This is a genomic window from Flavobacterium esculini (assembly GCF_048284325.1).
Taxonomy (GTDB): Bacteria; Bacteroidota; Bacteroidia; order Flavobacteriales; family Flavobacteriaceae; genus Flavobacterium.
Genome location: NZ_JBLVPI010000008.1, coordinates 16,331 through 32,437 on the forward strand (window position 1 = coordinate 16,331; position 16,107 = coordinate 32,437).

The 16,107-nt window shown below is 32.3% G+C and carries 8 protein-coding genes; 3 read left to right on the forward strand and 5 right to left on the reverse strand.

Annotated features, from left to right (window positions below):
- Positions 1-39 precede the first annotated feature (39 nt).
- The 3 genes from ACNQGG_RS08700 to ACNQGG_RS08710 all read left to right on the forward strand — a co-directional run bounded on the left by ACNQGG_RS08700 (position 40) and on the right by ACNQGG_RS08710 (position 12,068).
- The gene (locus ACNQGG_RS08700) at positions 40-6,078 is read left to right on the forward strand and encodes a PAS domain S-box protein (RefSeq protein WP_417963067.1); all 6,039 of its coding nucleotides are present in this window, start codon (positions 40-42) and stop codon (positions 6,076-6,078) included.
- A 494-nt stretch (positions 6,079-6,572) separates the two neighbouring features.
- Positions 6,573-9,839: a chemotaxis protein CheB gene (locus ACNQGG_RS08705; RefSeq protein ID WP_417963069.1), complete on the forward strand. Its 3,267-nt coding sequence runs from the start codon at positions 6,573-6,575 to the stop codon at positions 9,837-9,839.
- A 90-nt stretch (positions 9,840-9,929) separates the two neighbouring features.
- On the forward strand, positions 9,930-12,068 hold the full coding sequence (locus tag ACNQGG_RS08710) for a response regulator (protein ID WP_417963071.1): 2,139 nt from the start codon (positions 9,930-9,932) through the stop codon (positions 12,066-12,068).
- Positions 12,069-12,129: 61 nt separating this feature from the next.
- Here ACNQGG_RS08710 and ACNQGG_RS08715 read toward each other — a convergent pair whose 3' ends face one another.
- The 5 genes from ACNQGG_RS08715 to ACNQGG_RS08735 form a co-directional block, all read right to left on the reverse strand.
- Positions 12,130-12,747, reverse strand: coding sequence for an LOG family protein (locus ACNQGG_RS08715; protein ID WP_417963073.1), 618 nt, complete (start codon positions 12,745-12,747; stop codon positions 12,130-12,132).
- Between the two features lie 158 nt (positions 12,748-12,905).
- On the reverse strand, positions 12,906-13,094 hold the full coding sequence (locus tag ACNQGG_RS08720) for a DUF6132 family protein (RefSeq protein WP_417963075.1): 189 nt from the start codon (positions 13,092-13,094) through the stop codon (positions 12,906-12,908).
- Entirely contained in the window at positions 13,091-13,429 is a 339-nt protein-coding gene (trxA, locus tag ACNQGG_RS08725; RefSeq protein ID WP_470303374.1) for a thioredoxin, read from the reverse strand. The genes ACNQGG_RS08720 and trxA overlap by 4 nt, the downstream gene beginning before the upstream one ends.
- A gap of 191 nt (positions 13,430-13,620) precedes the next feature.
- A complete protein-coding gene (locus tag ACNQGG_RS08730; RefSeq protein ID WP_417963079.1) occupies positions 13,621-14,448 on the reverse strand; it encodes a methyltransferase in 828 nt (275 codons plus the stop codon).
- Between the two features lie 26 nt (positions 14,449-14,474).
- On the reverse strand, positions 14,475-15,890 hold the full coding sequence (locus ACNQGG_RS08735; RefSeq protein ID WP_417963081.1) for an MBL fold metallo-hydrolase: 1,416 nt from the start codon (positions 15,888-15,890) through the stop codon (positions 14,475-14,477).
- Positions 15,891-16,107: the final 217 nt, after the last annotated feature.

Below are 16,107 nucleotides of genomic sequence, written 5' to 3' on the forward strand. Positions count from 1 at the left end.
AGTTATAATAATATTGATTAATATTTGAATTTTATGAGCATGAAAGAAGCTAAACCTACCTATACCGATCTGCTTAATAAATTAAAAGAAAAGAAGTTAGAAATAGAACTATTAGAAAAAAAAGCAGAATCATTAGCTACTTTTAAGTTCTTTATTGAAGAGTCCAGCGATTTAGTCTGCATTGTTGGAATTGATGCTTTTTTCAAAGAGATAAATCCAGCTTTTGTTGCTATTTTGGGATATTCAAAAGAAGAATTACTCAATAATTCGTTACTGCATCTTTTACATCCTGATGATCTTGAAAGATCGTTAAAAGAGATTGAAAGACTTTCTACGGGTATACCTTCAATAAATTATGAGAATAGATTCTTAAAAAAGAATGGTGAGTTTGTTACTATTCAATGGATTGCAAATAGTATTTCTTCTGGAAATATTTATGCAATAGGAAGAGATATTTCAGAGATAAGAAATACCCAAGAAAAATTAATTAAAAGTGAAAACTTATTAAACCATGCGCAAAAAAATGCAAAAATGGGTACTTGGGAATTCAATCTTAGAACTAAGGAAATAATTTGGTCTAATGAATTGTACACTATTTTTGAAATTGAAAAAAAGAAAAATCAAGATTTATTCCAAGAGTATTTAAATAATTTCTCTCAAGAAGATAAAACGTTATTTCAAGAAAAAATAACACAATTAATGATTGATAAAAAACCTTTTGAAATAGAACAAAGGGCCACTTTTTTTAATAAAAAAGTAAAGTGGTTCAATCAAACTGTTTTTTCTTTATTAGATGATAATGGGGATGTATGTGGAATCAGGGGTAATACGCAAGATTTTACTTTAAAAAAACAAAATGAGCTTGCAGTTAAAGCTAATGAACAAGCTGAAGTTGATTATAAACTAAAAGTGATTGAAGAAGAAAGCAATGCTAAGTTTAAGAATTATATAGAATGTGCACCAGATGGAGTTTTTGTTTTAGATGAAAAAGGGCATTATTTAGATGTAAACCCTGCCGCAGTCCTTTTAACGGGTTATTCTAAAGAGGAACTGTTAAGGATGAAGTTTGGTGATCTTTCTTCTGTTGAATCTCTGGAAGATTACTTTAAAGAATTTCAAAATCTTTTGAATAATGGAATAGCAAAAAAAGAAATTAAGGCGATTCATAAAAATGGAGAAATTAGATGGTGGTCAGTTGAAGCTGTAAAACTTTCAGATAACAGGTTTTTAGGTTTTGCAAAAGACATTACTGAAAGTAAAAAGGCAATAGACAAAATTGCCAAAAATGAAAAGCGTTTTCGTGCGATGTTAGAAAATAATGAGGGCATTGTCTCTTTAATTGATGAAAATTTAACTACTATATTCCGCAGTTCTTCGGCAGCACGAATTACCGGATGGACTCATGAAGAATTTGAGAAAATTTCTACCCCAGAATACATCCATCCAGATGACGTAGAGAATATCCAACAAATAATGAAAAAAGTTTTGGCTAATCCTGGGTTTCCTTTTCCTGTTTCGTTAAGGGTAAGACATAAAGAAGGATATTATATCTGGATGGAAGGCGTTATCAACAATATGTTTGATGACCCTGAAATAAGAGGTGTAGTAACTAATTTAAGAGATGTTACTGAAAGTAAAATAGCATTAGAATTACTTCAAGAGGAAAGAAATAAATTTGCTAAAATAGCAGAAACTTCACCAGGCCTTATTTATTCGATGCGTCAAAATAAAGATGGCTCATTATGTTATCCGTATGCCAGTAATGCGATTGAAGAAATTTACGGATTTACTTATGAAGAGATTCAATATGATGCTAATGCCATTTTTTCATTGATTCATCCTGAAGATTTAGATTATGTTGTGCAAAGCATTATTGAAACAAAATCTAAATTAGTTCCTCTAAAAGGGAAATACCGTTACAATCACCCAATAAAAGGATTGGTATGGCATGAAGTGAACTCTTTGCCCGTGGTTGAACCAGAAGGAACCGTTATTTGTCATGGAATTATAACGGATATCACCCAAAGGGTTATGTCCGAACAAAAACTTATTAAAGCAAATCGACTGTATTTATTTATTAGCCAGATAAACCAAATGATTGTTCGTACAACTGATGAAGAAACCATTTTTAAAGAGGCTTGTACAATAGCTGTTGAATTAGGGAAGTTTAAGTTGGCCTGGATTGGCTTAGTAGATGAAAATAGTGAAAAATTAGTTCCAAGAATGATGTCTGGCGAAGATAGTGGGTATCTTGCTAAAACAAAAATCATTTCAATAGAAGATGTATCGCATGGCAAAGGGCCTAGTGCAATTGCTATTAGGGAAGCAAGGCATGTGGTATGTAATGATATTGAAAATGATCCAATAATGGTGCATTGGAAAGAAGAAGCCTTAAAACGAGACTATTTTTCTTCGATTGTGGTGCCAATAAAAAAATTCGGAAAAGTAATTGGTGTTTTTTCTTTTTATGCCGGTGAGAAAAACTTTTTTGATGCAGAGGAAATTGCACTGTTAGAAGAAGCAACAAATGATGTGGCTTTTGCATTAGAGGTTTTTGAGAAAGAAGCTTTGCGCAAAAGAGCAGAAGAGGCCGTTTTTGAAAGTCAAGAGCGTTATCATACACTTACGGAAGTATCACCTGTTGGAATTTTCCGTACGGATATAAATGGATACACCACTTATGTTAATCCCCGTTGGTGTCAAATTTCGGGTTTATCTTATGAGGAGGCTTTAGGAAATGGTTGGCTCACTGCTGTCCATGATGATGATAAAAAAACATTATTTAATAATTGGGAAAATGCAACTTATAATCAGGAAATTTCCTTGTCAGAATTTCGGTTTGTTCGCCCTGACGGATCAGTTTCATGGGTAATGGGACAAGCTATTCCGGAGAAAAATACAAAAAATGAGGTTGTGGGCTACATAGGTACAACAACTGATATTACAGAACGTAAAATTGCAGCAGATCTGATTTTAAAGGAAAAGCAGCTTTCAGAAACAATAATCAATAATCTTCCGGGTGTTTTTTATCTCTATGATGAATCCGGTAAGTTTGTAAAATGGAACAAAAATTTTGAAGATGTTACTGGATATAATAAAGAAGAGATAGTCGAAATGAGCCCCCTGGATTTATTTGATAAAGAGGAAAAAGAAAAAATTAGAATAAGAATAAAGACGGTATTAGAAAATAATTCAAAACGAGTTAAAAATAAATTACCGGGAATTGAAATTGAATTTTATACAAAAGCAAAAACTAAAATTCCGTATTATATTAATTCACTTTCCATAGAATATGAAGGTGAAAAATGCGTATTAGGAATGGGTTTAGATTTAACTGAAATTAAAAAAGCGGAAAAACAAATTAAAAGTGCTAACGAAAGATTTGAGATGATTTCGGTTGCCACTAACGATGCGCTAGCTGAAGTGGATTTATTGACAGGGCAAAGTTGGAATAATAAAGCATTTACGGAACTTTTTAATTTCGGTAATAATAGTGAGTTAAGTGCAATTGATAATAAAGTCATATGGCGCTCTAGACTTCATCCAGATGATAAGGAAAGAGTTATTAATAAACTGGAACAAACCTATGCTGGTACAACTACTATATGGTCAGATGAATTTCGTTTTCAAAAAGGAGATGGTAGTTATGGTTATTTTTACGACCGTGCTGTTATCATTAGAGATGAACTAGGAAGAGCAACACGTTTTATCGGTTCCATGACTGAAATAACAGAGTTGAGAAATATAAAAGAGCAGCTTGTTAATAGTGAAGAAAAATATCGAAGTTTAATAGAACAGGCCTCAGATGCGATTTTTATTAACGATATTTCAGGAAATTTACTTGAGGTAAACGAAAGCGCCTGTATGATGCTTGGCTATACCAAGGAGGAACTTTGTACAAAAAAATTGACAGATTTATATACCGTTGATGAGCTTGTATTAAGACCCATTATGATGAAAGAATTGCTTAATGGTCAACAAACTCTAATTGAGCGTAATATGCGGCATCGCGATCAATCGATGATTTCTGTAGAAATTACTGCCAAAACACTTGTTGATAAACGTATTGTAGCAATAGTAAGAGATGTTAGTAAACGTAAAAAAATAGAAGAAGAGTTTAAGAAAATACACAAAAAATTAGAGGCTGTATTAGACGCAATTCCTGATTTACTGTTTGAAGTTGATATAGAAGGTAGAATTTATAATTACCATTCTCGTAGGGATGATATATTAGCATTACCTGCAGAACTGTTGCTAGGTAAAACATTTTCGGAAGTATTACCAACAGATGCTGCAAATTTAGTATTGTCAGCAATACAAGAAGCTGCTGAAAAGGGATTTTCTACCGGGTGGCAATATTCATTGCAATTACCGGATGGCTTGCATTGGTTTGAACTGTCAATTGCTCCCATGCAGGAAAGCGAAGAACATGAGATACATTTCATATGTTTATCTCGAGATATAACCAGTGCCAAACAATCAGATAGTGCACTCCTTAAAAGTGAAGAGAGATACCGTGGTCTAATAAATAATATTGATGCAGGGATAGTAGTTCATGCTTCGGATACCTCAATCATATTAAATAATCAAAAAGCGGCTGAACTATTAGGATTGAACGATAGCCAAATGAAAGGGAAAACAGCTATTGATTCCGCCTGGAAATTTTTGAATAAAGATAGTTCCGCTTTACCAATTGAAAAATATCCTGTAAATAAAATAATAAAGACTAAGGAAGCTATAAAAAACAAGATATATGGTGTAAATCGACCGGAAACTAATGACATTGTTTGGCTTTTAATCAACGGTTTTCCTGAAATTGATTCCAATGGTGAAATATTTGAAGTTGTTATTAGTTTCGTTGATGTCACAGATCAAAAAGTGATGGAGCTGGAACTAATAAAAGCTAAAGAACAAGCAGAAGCCGCTAATAAAGCCAAGACGGATTTTCTTGCTAATATGAGTCATGAGATCAGGACACCATTAAACGGAATAATTGGGTTTACTCATTTATTAATGAAGTCTGACCTGAAGAAAAACCAAGCAGAGTATATGACCACTATCAATGAATCTGCTACTTCATTGATGGAAATCGTGAACGATGTTTTAGATTTTTCTAAAATAGAATCAGGAAAATTAGAATTGGATATCGAAGAAATAAATCTGTTTAAATTAACGAATCAGGTTATAAATCTATTTAAATATCAAGCCAATCAAAAAAGGATAGATTTAACACTCCATATAGATGAAAATGTTCCGCAATATATCCTTGCAGATTCTGTTCGACTAAAACAAATAATAGTAAATCTATTGAGTAATGCCATAAAGTTTACCCATTTTGGAGAAATACGACTGGATATCAATGAAATATCTCCAGTAGATAAAAAATGGTCAACCCTTAAGTTTTCTGTAAAAGATACTGGAGTAGGTATAAAAACAGCCAACAATGAAAAAATATTTAATTCTTTTGTACAAGAAGATAATTCGACGAATCGAAAATTTGGAGGAACTGGATTAGGATTGGCTATTTCTAATCAGCTTTTGGCACTAATGGACAGTAAATTAGAATTAATCAGCAAATATGGAGATGGAAGCGATTTTTTCTTTGTCATTAAATTTATTAAGTCAAAACATAAGAAAAATATAGATTTACAGCCTGTTAATACGATTAATGAGAATGCAGTTGTTTCTATAGAAAGTCTAAGTGATAAAAAGATTTTAATAGTTGAGGATAATAAAATTAATATGCTTTTGGCAAAAACACTAGTGAAAAGAATCGTATCTAACTGCATTATTCTTGAAGCTAAGGATGGAAATGAGGCTGTCGAACAATATATAAAAGAAAAACCGGATGTCATTTTAATGGATATTCAAATGCCAAATAAAAATGGATATGAAGCAACTGATGAAATAAGGAAATTAAAAGATTCTGAAAACGTTCCAATAATTGCAATAACTGCCGGAATAATGGTTGGTGATAAAGAAAAATGTTTTCAAGCAGGAATGGATGATTATCTGGCAAAACCAATTATTCAAACTGACTTAGAAAAAATACTGCATAAATGGTTGACTAAAAAATAATTTTATTTTTAAAATTGAAAAGAGTGCTTATTATTTAAGCACTTTTTTTGTTTTAAAGAAGTTTACCAGCTCAGTTTGTTTAATGAGTATTGAATTTAATTTATTTGTAAAAAATATTTATTTTCACTAAATTTAACATTAATTATGGCAGGAATTAGCGGGATATTTAAATTAACAACAATAAAGTGTTGTGTTTAATACAGATAAGCTATTTTTAGTAAGTTAAATTAAATTTTATTATAAAAAAAAGCTAGTCAATTGTTAAAAAGCACTTATTTTTTTGCGAAAGAGTAAAGATATTTTTACTTTTTTTCTTGCGTAAAAGTAATTATACCCACAATAACATATTAATTTAGCCATATAATTATTGCTGAAATAAAAAAAATAATTGTGTATAAAGAAATACGACTCAATAAATAAAAGATATAGAAAATTCTAATTTCGTGATGATAAACAAAAATCAAATCAGTCGGAGAGAGGACAAAGTTTTAGATTTGAAATCAGATTCAATCTTGTCTGGGACTGATGATGATTTTCCAGTTATTGGCATTGGGGCTTCAGCGGGAGGACTTGAGGCATTAGAATTATTTTTTAAAAATATGCCTAATAATACCGGTATGGCATTTGTTGTTGTTCAACATCTGGATCCTACACATATTGGAATCATGCCTGAGCTATTGCAAAGAATGACACAAATGAAGGTGCTACAGGCCACTGATACACTTAAAGTAAAACCAAACTACATATATGTAATTCCGCCAAATAAAAGTTTGTCTATTTTAAAAGGGAAACTGCATTTATTTGAACCTGTTGAATCCCGTGGCTTACGCTTACCAGTTGATGTTTTTTTCAGATCTTTGGCGTTAGACCGAATGGAAAAAAGTATAGGAATTATTCTTTCCGGAATGGGATCTGATGGCAGTTTAGGGTTAAAATCCATTAAAGAAAAAAATGGAATTGTACTTGTTCAAGAACCCACTTCGGCAAAATTTGATAGTATGCCACGCAATGCAATCGAAGCTGTTATTCCAGATATAGTTGCTCCCGCAGAGGAATTACCCGCTAAACTGGTTGCCTTACTTAAATATTTTCCTGAAATAAACATGGATTCTGAAGTACTTGTTAAAAGTAAAAGTAGTATTGATAAAGTTATAATCTTGATTCGTGAACAGTCCGGACATGATTTTTCGATGTATAAAAAAAATACTTTAATGCGACGTATTGAAAGGAGAAAAGCAATTCATCAAATCGATAAAATACAAACCTACGTCCGTTTTTTACAAGAAAACCCAAAAGAGGTTGAATTGCTTTTCAAAGAATTATTAATTGGTGTTACCAGTTTTTTTAGAGATACTGCCGTTTGGGAAAAACTCAAGGAGGAAATTATTCCCAATTTATTGAAAGATCTGCCGGATGATTATACAGTTAGAGCATGGGTTCCTGCCTGTTCAACTGGTGAAGAAGCGTATTCCTTGGCTATAATTTTTGACGAAGCTTTGGAAAAAATCGGAAAGAAGAAAAATATTAAATTTCAGATTTTTGCCACTGATTTAGATCTTGTAGCGATAGAAAAATCCAGAAAAGGTTTTTTTTTATCTAACATCATAAAAGATATATCTCCAGAGCGAATCAACAAGTATTTTTATACTGAAAAAATGGGGTATCGTGTGAATACTTCCATTCGCGAAATGATAGTTTTTGCTCCTCATGACGTGATAAAAGACCCTCCATTTACAAAGTTAGACTTATTGACTTGCCGAAATATGTTGATATATATGGAGCCACAGTTGCAAAATAAATTGATAATGCTATTTAATTATAGCCTTAATCCAGACGGGATAATGGTATTGGGAACTGCAGAAACCGTTGGAAGCAATATCAAAGGATTTGAAGTAATTGATTCCAAATTAAAAATTTTTAGACGTACTTCAAAATCAGTTGTTCCTGAATTTACTAACTTTCCAAGTTCTTTTTCCCAAATAAAAAGATTAACTACCGATATTATGAAAGAAACTAAGGTTGTTGAAAACATACAAATTCTTGCCGATCAAATTTTGCTCCAACGTTTTTCACCAGCAAGTATTTTAGTTAATAATAGAGGAGACATTATTTATATTACCGGAAGAACCGGAAAATATCTAGAACCAGTAGCTGGTAAAGCAAACTGGAATATACACGCAATGGCTCGTGAAGGTTTGAGAAATGAATTGCCAGTTGCTTTTCGTAAAGCGTTACATAGCTTTGAACCTGTAAAAATTGAAAATGTAAAAATAGTTGAAAACGGGAGTAAATATTTTGTAAATTTAACACTCCAACAGATCGAAAGTCCAGATGCTTTAAAAGGGATGATTATGCTGGTATTCAGTGATGTACCAGAAAGTGAAGAGTCAGATGATAACACATTAAAACAAAAAAAACAAAGTGTTTCCAGAAAACAAAAAGAACTAGAAGCTGAACTGATTCGTTGTAATGAAGATTTAAACAGTACTCGTGAAGAGATGCAAACCTCCCAAGAGGAACTGAAATCTACTAACGAAGAGTTGCAATCAACTAATGAGGAACTGCAGTCCACGAACGAAGAATTGACTACTTCCAAAGAAGAGTTACAAAGTCTAAATGAAGAATTGCAAACTGTTAATGCAGAACTTCAAAGTAAGTTGGTTGATTTTGAACAGGCAAATAATGACATGAAAAACCTGCTCAATAGCACTGAAATAGCTACTCTTTTTCTGGATAAAGGATTAAATATTCGAAGATTTACAGATCCGGTAACAAAAATATTTAAATTAAGGGCAGCTGATACAGGAAGACCTTTTACCGATTTAGTTTGCGATTTGAAATATCCGGAAATGGAAAGTAATGCTCTTGAAGTTATTAAAACACTCACACCTATTCAAAAGGAAGTGGGGACAAATGATGGCAGATATTACTTTGTCAGGATAATGCCTTATCGTACTCTGGATGACCGTATTGATGGAATCGTAATTACTTTTACTGATATTACAACAGCAAAGCAGGCAGAAGAGTCCCTTAAAATGGAGAACAGGTACCGTCGTCTTTTTGAATCTGCAAAAGATGGAATTCTGATTCTGAATTCTGATACAGGAATGATTATGGATGTAAATCCCTATTTGGTTGAAATGTTAGGCTATTCACATGATCAGTTTATCGAAAAATCTATTTGGGAAATTGGTTCTTTGAAAGATATAGTTGCCAATAAAGATAAATTTTTAGAACTGCAAGAAAAGGAATTTGTTCGTTATGAAAATTTACCGCTTGAAACGGCAAATGGAAGAAAAATAAATGTAGAGTTTGTAAGTAACGTATATTTAGTAAATGATAAAAAGGTAGTACAATGTATTATTCGTGATATTTCGGATCGCGTAGAGGCACAAGATGCATTAGTCTTTTCAGAAACACGTTATAATCATCTTTTTAAATCAGTTAAGGATGGAGTTTTATTTCTGAATCCCAAAACAGGAATAATAACTGCCTTAAATCCATTTTTGATAGATTTATTAGGTCTTACTAAAGAAAATTTTATAGGGAAAGAAATTTGGAAAGTTATTTTTTTTAAAAATATTATTCCAAATATGGAAAAGTTTGAAGAATTAAATCAAAAAAAAAATGTTCATTTTCGCGATATCGAAATTGAAACGGCTGAGGCAAAAAAAATAAAAATTGAGTTTACCAGTACGATGTATTTTATAGGAAACCATAAAGTGATTCAATGCTTTATCCATGAAATCCCGAATCGTTAATTAAAATAAGTATTTCAAATTAGAGTAGAGCATATATAATTCCCCAATCATTTCTTAAAAAAAGGCAATATTTTAACATAGGCGGAAATTATGAAAAAAACTGAAAATAAACCTGAAGCCATGGTGATTCTTCGGGAAAAAGCGGAGGAATTACAAAAAAATAAAAAGCCAAAGTTAGATTTTAATCTCTCTGAAGCGGATACCTTGAGACTTATTCATGAATTTGAAGTTCATCAAATAGAACTTGAAATGCAAAATGAAGAACTTATTGTTGCAAAAGAACAAGCAGAAATTGCTACTGAAAAGTATGTGAATTTATATGATTTTGCTCCGTCTGGCTATTTTACACTAACAAAGGCAGGAAAAGTTATAGCACTAAACTTGACAGGATCCCAAATGTTAGGAAAGGAAAGGTCTCGATTAATAGAGAGCCAGTTCGGTTTTTTTGTTACAAATGATACAAAGCCAATCTTTAATCTTTTTTTAGAAAAGGTATTTAATAGCACTGTCAAAGAAAGCTGTGAGATTAACTTATTATTAGATGATATTACTATAACTAACGTGTATCTTACAGGTATTGTTGCTCAGGATAGAGAAGAGGCCCTTATTTCAGTTGTGGATATCACATCATTAAAATTAGCCGAAACAGCACTTAGCGAAAGTGAGGAAAGATATCGCGGATTATTGAATAATATTGATGTTGGTATTATTGTTCATGGTCCAGACACTTCTATTATTTTGTCTAATCCTAAAGCATCAGAATTGATAGGTTTGAGTACCAATCAAATGAAGGGCAAAGTAGCGATTAATCCGGTATGGAGATTTGTAAATGAAAAATATGAAGCTTTACCAATTAAAAATTATCCTGTAAACCAAATTATTAGCCATAAACAACCAATCAAAAATTTTATCATGGGAATTAAAAGACCTGATAATACTAGAACGATATGGCTTTTATTAAATGGATTTCCCGTTTTTGATTATAATGGTGAAATAACGGAAATAGTTACCAGTTTTATCGAGATTACGGAAATGAAAATGTTGGAAATAGAATTGACAAAAGCAAAAGATCAAGCCGAAGCCGCTAATAAAGCAAAGTCAAGTTTTCTAATGAATATGAGCCACGAAATCAGAACTCCATTAAACGGAATAATTGGTTTTACTGATTTGTTGATGAAATCAAATCTTGATAAAAATCAGTTAGAATATATGAATACGGTAAATGAATCGGCAACAATTTTAGCTGAAATTGTAAATAATATTTTAGATTTTTCAAAAATAGAATCAGGGAAATTAGAATTAAATAGTGAAGAATTAAATCTCTATGAACTAGCACATCAAGTGATTGATCTTTTTAAGTATCAGGCGGCTTTAAAAACTATTGATTTAGTTTTAAATATTGATAAAAATGTACCACATTATGTCTTTGGTGACTCCATACGATTAAAACAGATTTTAGTGAATTTAATTGGTAATGCATTAAAATTTACAAAATCAGGTCAAATTGTATTGGATATTTGTAATAAATCGAACCCAGGATTACATATAGCTAGATTACAGTTTTCAGTAAAAGATACAGGTATTGGTATAAGATTAGAAAATCAAGAGAAAATATTCCAGTCGTTTGTTCAAGAAGATAATTCTATAACACGTTTATTTGGAGGGACTGGCTTGGGATTAGCAATTTCTAATCAACTTCTAAGTTTGATGAACAGCAAATTAGAGTTAGTTAGTGATTATGGACATGGAAGTAATTTTTTCTTTACCATTGAGCTTAAAAAATCAAAACATTTAATAGAGACAAACCAGAGCAATTTGAAAGCGGAAAATAGTAGCATAACTGCTGAAATTTTGAATCCCATTAAAATATTAATTGTTGAGGATAATAAAATTAATATGCTTTTGATAAAAACACTTCTTAAAGCAATAGTTCCTAATTGTATAATATTTGAAACTTCTGATGGACTTGGGGCAATAAAATTGTGTAAAAAAGAGCAGCTGGATATCATTTTAATGGATATACAAATGCCTGTAAAAAATGGATATGAAACAACAACCGAAATCAGAAAATTACAAAAAGCTAAAAATATTCCTATTATTGCCTTAACAGCAGGAATAATGATAGGAGAAAAAGAAAAATGCTTTGAATCGGGTATGAACGATTATATTTCTAAGCCTATTGTTAAATCAAATCTAGAATTAATTCTGCATAAATGGTTGGATAAATAATTTTTAAATTTATTACCGAAATCAAAAAGAAGCTGAAAATAAATTCAGCTATGAGTTATTTTTATCTTTTTTTTCTCTCACCAAACCACCATTTTGATTCATAGGGTTGCTTTTTTAAACCAAATTGTTTGATTGCATGTTTTTTTATGTGCGCTATTAACTCTTCAACAGAATCAGTCACAAACAAAAGTTTCATATCTTCGGGACTGATACTTTCATTTTCTGACATCACTTGGATATGATGTATTAATTCTTCGTGGTATTTTTTATCAAAAATTACTATCGGGAAATTATTTATTATTTTATTCTGAATGAGAGTTAATGCTTCAAATAATTCATCCAAAGTGCCTATTCCTCCTGGCATAACAACAAACGCATAAGAGTATTTTATCAGGATTACTTTTCTAACAAAAAAATAAGGGATATAAATCCATTTGTGGAGATAAGGATTGGGTTTTTGCTCTACAGAAAGAACAATATTACAGCCTACAGAGTAGCCACCGGCTTCATAAGCGCCTTTATTTGCTGCTTCCATTATTCCAGGGCCACCGCCAGTCATTACTGTAAATCCAAGCTTGGCTAACTTTGCACCAATTTTCACAGCATCTTTATAATGAGTTGTTTCAGGACCAAATCGAGCAGAACCAAAGACGGTTACGCAAGGTCCAATAAAGTGCATTTTTCGAAATGCATTAATAAAGTTATAAAGAACTTTACATAAAAAAACTAAGTTTTTAAGTCGGGATAACGGTTCCCTTACAAATAAAGATTCAGATTTTGAAAGCCTGTAATATTGAGGGAATTTCTTCATATTGCTAAGTTATAAAGGAATCGAATTTATTTATTCTTTACAAACATATTCAATAGTAATCCACCCATTAATCCACCGTATAAAGTACTATTTAATGGCTTTGAAGTTATAGCGCATGTTCTGGAAGCGCAACCTATATTGTAATAATACAGATAACCTGCGATGGCTCCTATAATTATCCCTAATCCTGTGATGAGGATTGCTTTTCTAATCATGCATTACTTTTTTCTATAATAGTTTTAATAATATCTTCTTTAGTCAGTACGCCGGATTGTCTCCATAATTGTTTTCCATTTTGAAATAAAATCATTGTAGGGACACCTCGTACTTGGTATTGAGACGCTATTTGTTGGTTTTTGTCCACATCAATTTTGATGATTGAAACACGGTCTCCTAAACTGTCTTTTACTTCTTTTAAAATGGGACTAAGCATTTTGCATGGTCCACACCATGTTGCAAAAAAGTCTATTAAAACGGGCTTTTCTGATTGGATAATACTGTTGAAATTACTCATTTTTACTGTATTTATTGTTTTAAATAGTACAACCATTAGAACTGCAACCTAAATTAAATAGCACTTGAATGAAAAAAATAACCCAAAGGCGATTAACATCCATTCTCGTAATATAAAGGCTTGAGCAAATAAAAATAGGGCAAACGCCAGACGAACTAAGCGCATAATATGCCAATTTGTAAATAATAATTCTTTCACTTTTTTGAAAAAAAAACTAATTTATATTACTAACTTTTTTTAATTTGATACTTTTTATCATAAGAAATTACATTTTGTAAAGCTGTAACTTCAATTTCTTTTTTACTGACAAGTAGTACCTCCACACAATCACTACTCATGCTTACATTTGCTATTCCATCTAGTGCAGTAATTTTTTTTGTGATTGATTCTATGCCGTCACAGGTAATTCCTTCAAATTCATAAAGATTAACATTGACTTTGTTGTTCTTTTTTAATTCGAAAAATAATTCCGAATTCGCTCTTGGTGAAATCGAATTCAGACTAACATCCATTTTTAAAAATTCAAAAGCTGCTGTGAAAAGTGTCTCATATTCTTCTTTACTTCCGCCAAAAGGAGGGCTTACTTCAAATGTTCTAGTAAATAATAATCCTGCCAATTTTCCTTGATCAGCCAAAAGGTGATGCATTTTCCAAACGTATTTTTGACGAAGGGTAGGAGGCAAAGCACAGAAAAAAGTCTGTTCAATAATCAAATCGTATTTTCCCTGATGTTCAAAAAAATCACCTAATATGATTTGGATATTGGAATTGTTTTTGAACTTCTCTTTTAAATCAGCAACCGGTGTTGGCGCAATATCAATAACGGTAATATTAGTAAAACCATGTTCCAAAAGGTATTTAGCTTCATAGCTGTTCCCGCAACCGGGAATCAAAATAGAAATGCTTTTATTTTCTATCGTATCTATATAGGTTTGTAAAGGAGGAGATATTTTACCTAAATCCCAACCGGTGGCTTTGGTTTTGTATTGGGTTTCCCAATACGCTGCGTCAAGCGGTTTTTCAAACGACACGACACAACATTTTATATCTTCCATAATTTGTTTTTTGAATGTAATTACTTTTATTTCAAAACTTTGCTTTGGCAGACGAAATCTGTTTTTGGTAAATTTGTTTTTGCAATAGCATTAAAACCGCCTTCAATTTCAGTGAAATTTCTAAAACCACGTGCTTCTAAAATGGAAGCTGCAATCATGCTGCGATAGCCACCGGCACAATGCAAATAAAAATGTTCTTTTGGATTAATGGCTTTGATCCAATCATTGATAGCCGCTAATGGCTTGCTAAACGCTTCCTCAACGTGTTCGGCACAATATTCACTTTCTTTACGTATATCAATTACTTTACTTTCGCCAATTTTTACTTCTTTGGCAAATTGTTCGGCAGTAATTCTATTTACGGTGTCAATTTCTTTTCCAGCTTTTGCCCAAGCATTATAACCACCTTCCAGATGACCTATTAAGTTATCAAAACCCACACGACTCAAGCGCGTAACGGTTTCTTCTTCTTGTCCTTCTTCGGAAACGATTAGAATTGGCTGTTTGACATCGGCAACTAAAGCACCCACCCAAGGAGCAAAATCGCCATCAATTCCAATATTTATAGATTGAGGAATAAATCCTTTGGCAAAATCAGTGTTTTTTCTGGTGTCTAAAATTAAGGCTCCGGTTTCTTCGGCAGCAGCTTCAAATTCAGTTACAGATAAAGCTCGCATTCCCAAGTGTAATACATTCTCGAAACTTTCATATCCTTTTTTATTCATGGCTACATTCATCCCAAAATAGGCTGGAGGTGGCAACAAACCTTCGGTTACTTCCTGTACAAATTCGGCTTCAGTCATATCCGCTCTCAAAGCATAATTAGTTGCTTTTTGGTTGCCAATGGTGGAAACGGTTTCTTTACTCATATTTTTACCGCAAGCACTTCCTGCACCGTGAGCCGGATATACAATAACATCGTCAGCCAAAGTCATCACTTTGTCTCTTAACGAATGATATAACATAGCGGCTAATTGTTCCTGAGTCATGTGTGCCGCTTTTTGGGCTAAATCCGGTCTTCCCACATCACCAATAAATAAGGTGTCTCCAGAGAAAATAGCATACTCTTTACCGTTTTCATCAATCAATAAAAAGGTCGTGCTTTCCATGGTATGTCCGGGCGTGTGTAATGCTTTTATTTTGATGTTTCCAATGGTGAATTCCTGACCATCTGTTGCAGAAACGCATTCAAATTCACATTTTGCATTTGGACCATAAACAATTGGAGCTCCGGTCTCTCTGCTTAAATCAACATGTCCGGAGACAAAATCAGCATGAAAATGGGTTTCAAAAATGTATTTCAGTTTTACCTGATCGCGTTCCAGTCTATCTAAATAAGGTTGAATTTCACGAAGAGGATCAATTATAGCTGCTTCGCCATTTGAAGTAATGTAGTAAGCGCCTTGTGCTAAACAACCCGTATATATTTGTTCAATTTGCATGATTACAATTTTTTATTTACTGTACAAATGTACTTCTGTTTCTAAGAAAAATTGGTGACTAAAGTTACACAACTTTTTTTAATTTCAGGAAAAAAGACGCCAATAGTATTCGCTATATTTCTATATGAAAATCTACTAAATTGAAGAGAATAAAGTTGGATTCTGTAAAAGAAATGTTACTTATAATGGGTAAATTTGCAAAACCTCTGATAAAATA

Excerpts from the sequence above, each read along its gene's own strand:
- trxA (WP_470303374.1), bottom strand. The coding sequence starts at position 13,429 with ATGGTTGTACTATTTAAAACAATAAATACAGTAAAAATGAGTAATTTC.
- ACNQGG_RS08710 (WP_417963071.1), top strand. The coding sequence starts at position 9,930 with ATGAAAAAAACTGAAAATAAACCTGAAGCCATGGTGATTCTTCGGGAA.
- ACNQGG_RS08700 (WP_417963067.1), top strand. The coding sequence starts at position 40 with ATGAAAGAAGCTAAACCTACCTATACCGATCTGCTTAATAAATTAAAA.
- ACNQGG_RS08715 (WP_417963073.1), bottom strand. The coding sequence starts at position 12,747 with ATGCACTTTATTGGACCTTGCGTAACCGTCTTTGGTTCTGCTCGATTT.
- ACNQGG_RS08730 (WP_417963079.1), bottom strand. The coding sequence starts at position 14,448 with ATGGAAGATATAAAATGTTGTGTCGTGTCGTTTGAAAAACCGCTTGAC.
- ACNQGG_RS08720 (WP_417963075.1), bottom strand. The coding sequence starts at position 13,094 with ATGATTAGAAAAGCAATCCTCATCACAGGATTAGGGATAATTATAGGA.
- ACNQGG_RS08735 (WP_417963081.1), bottom strand. The coding sequence starts at position 15,890 with ATGCAAATTGAACAAATATATACGGGTTGTTTAGCACAAGGCGCTTAC.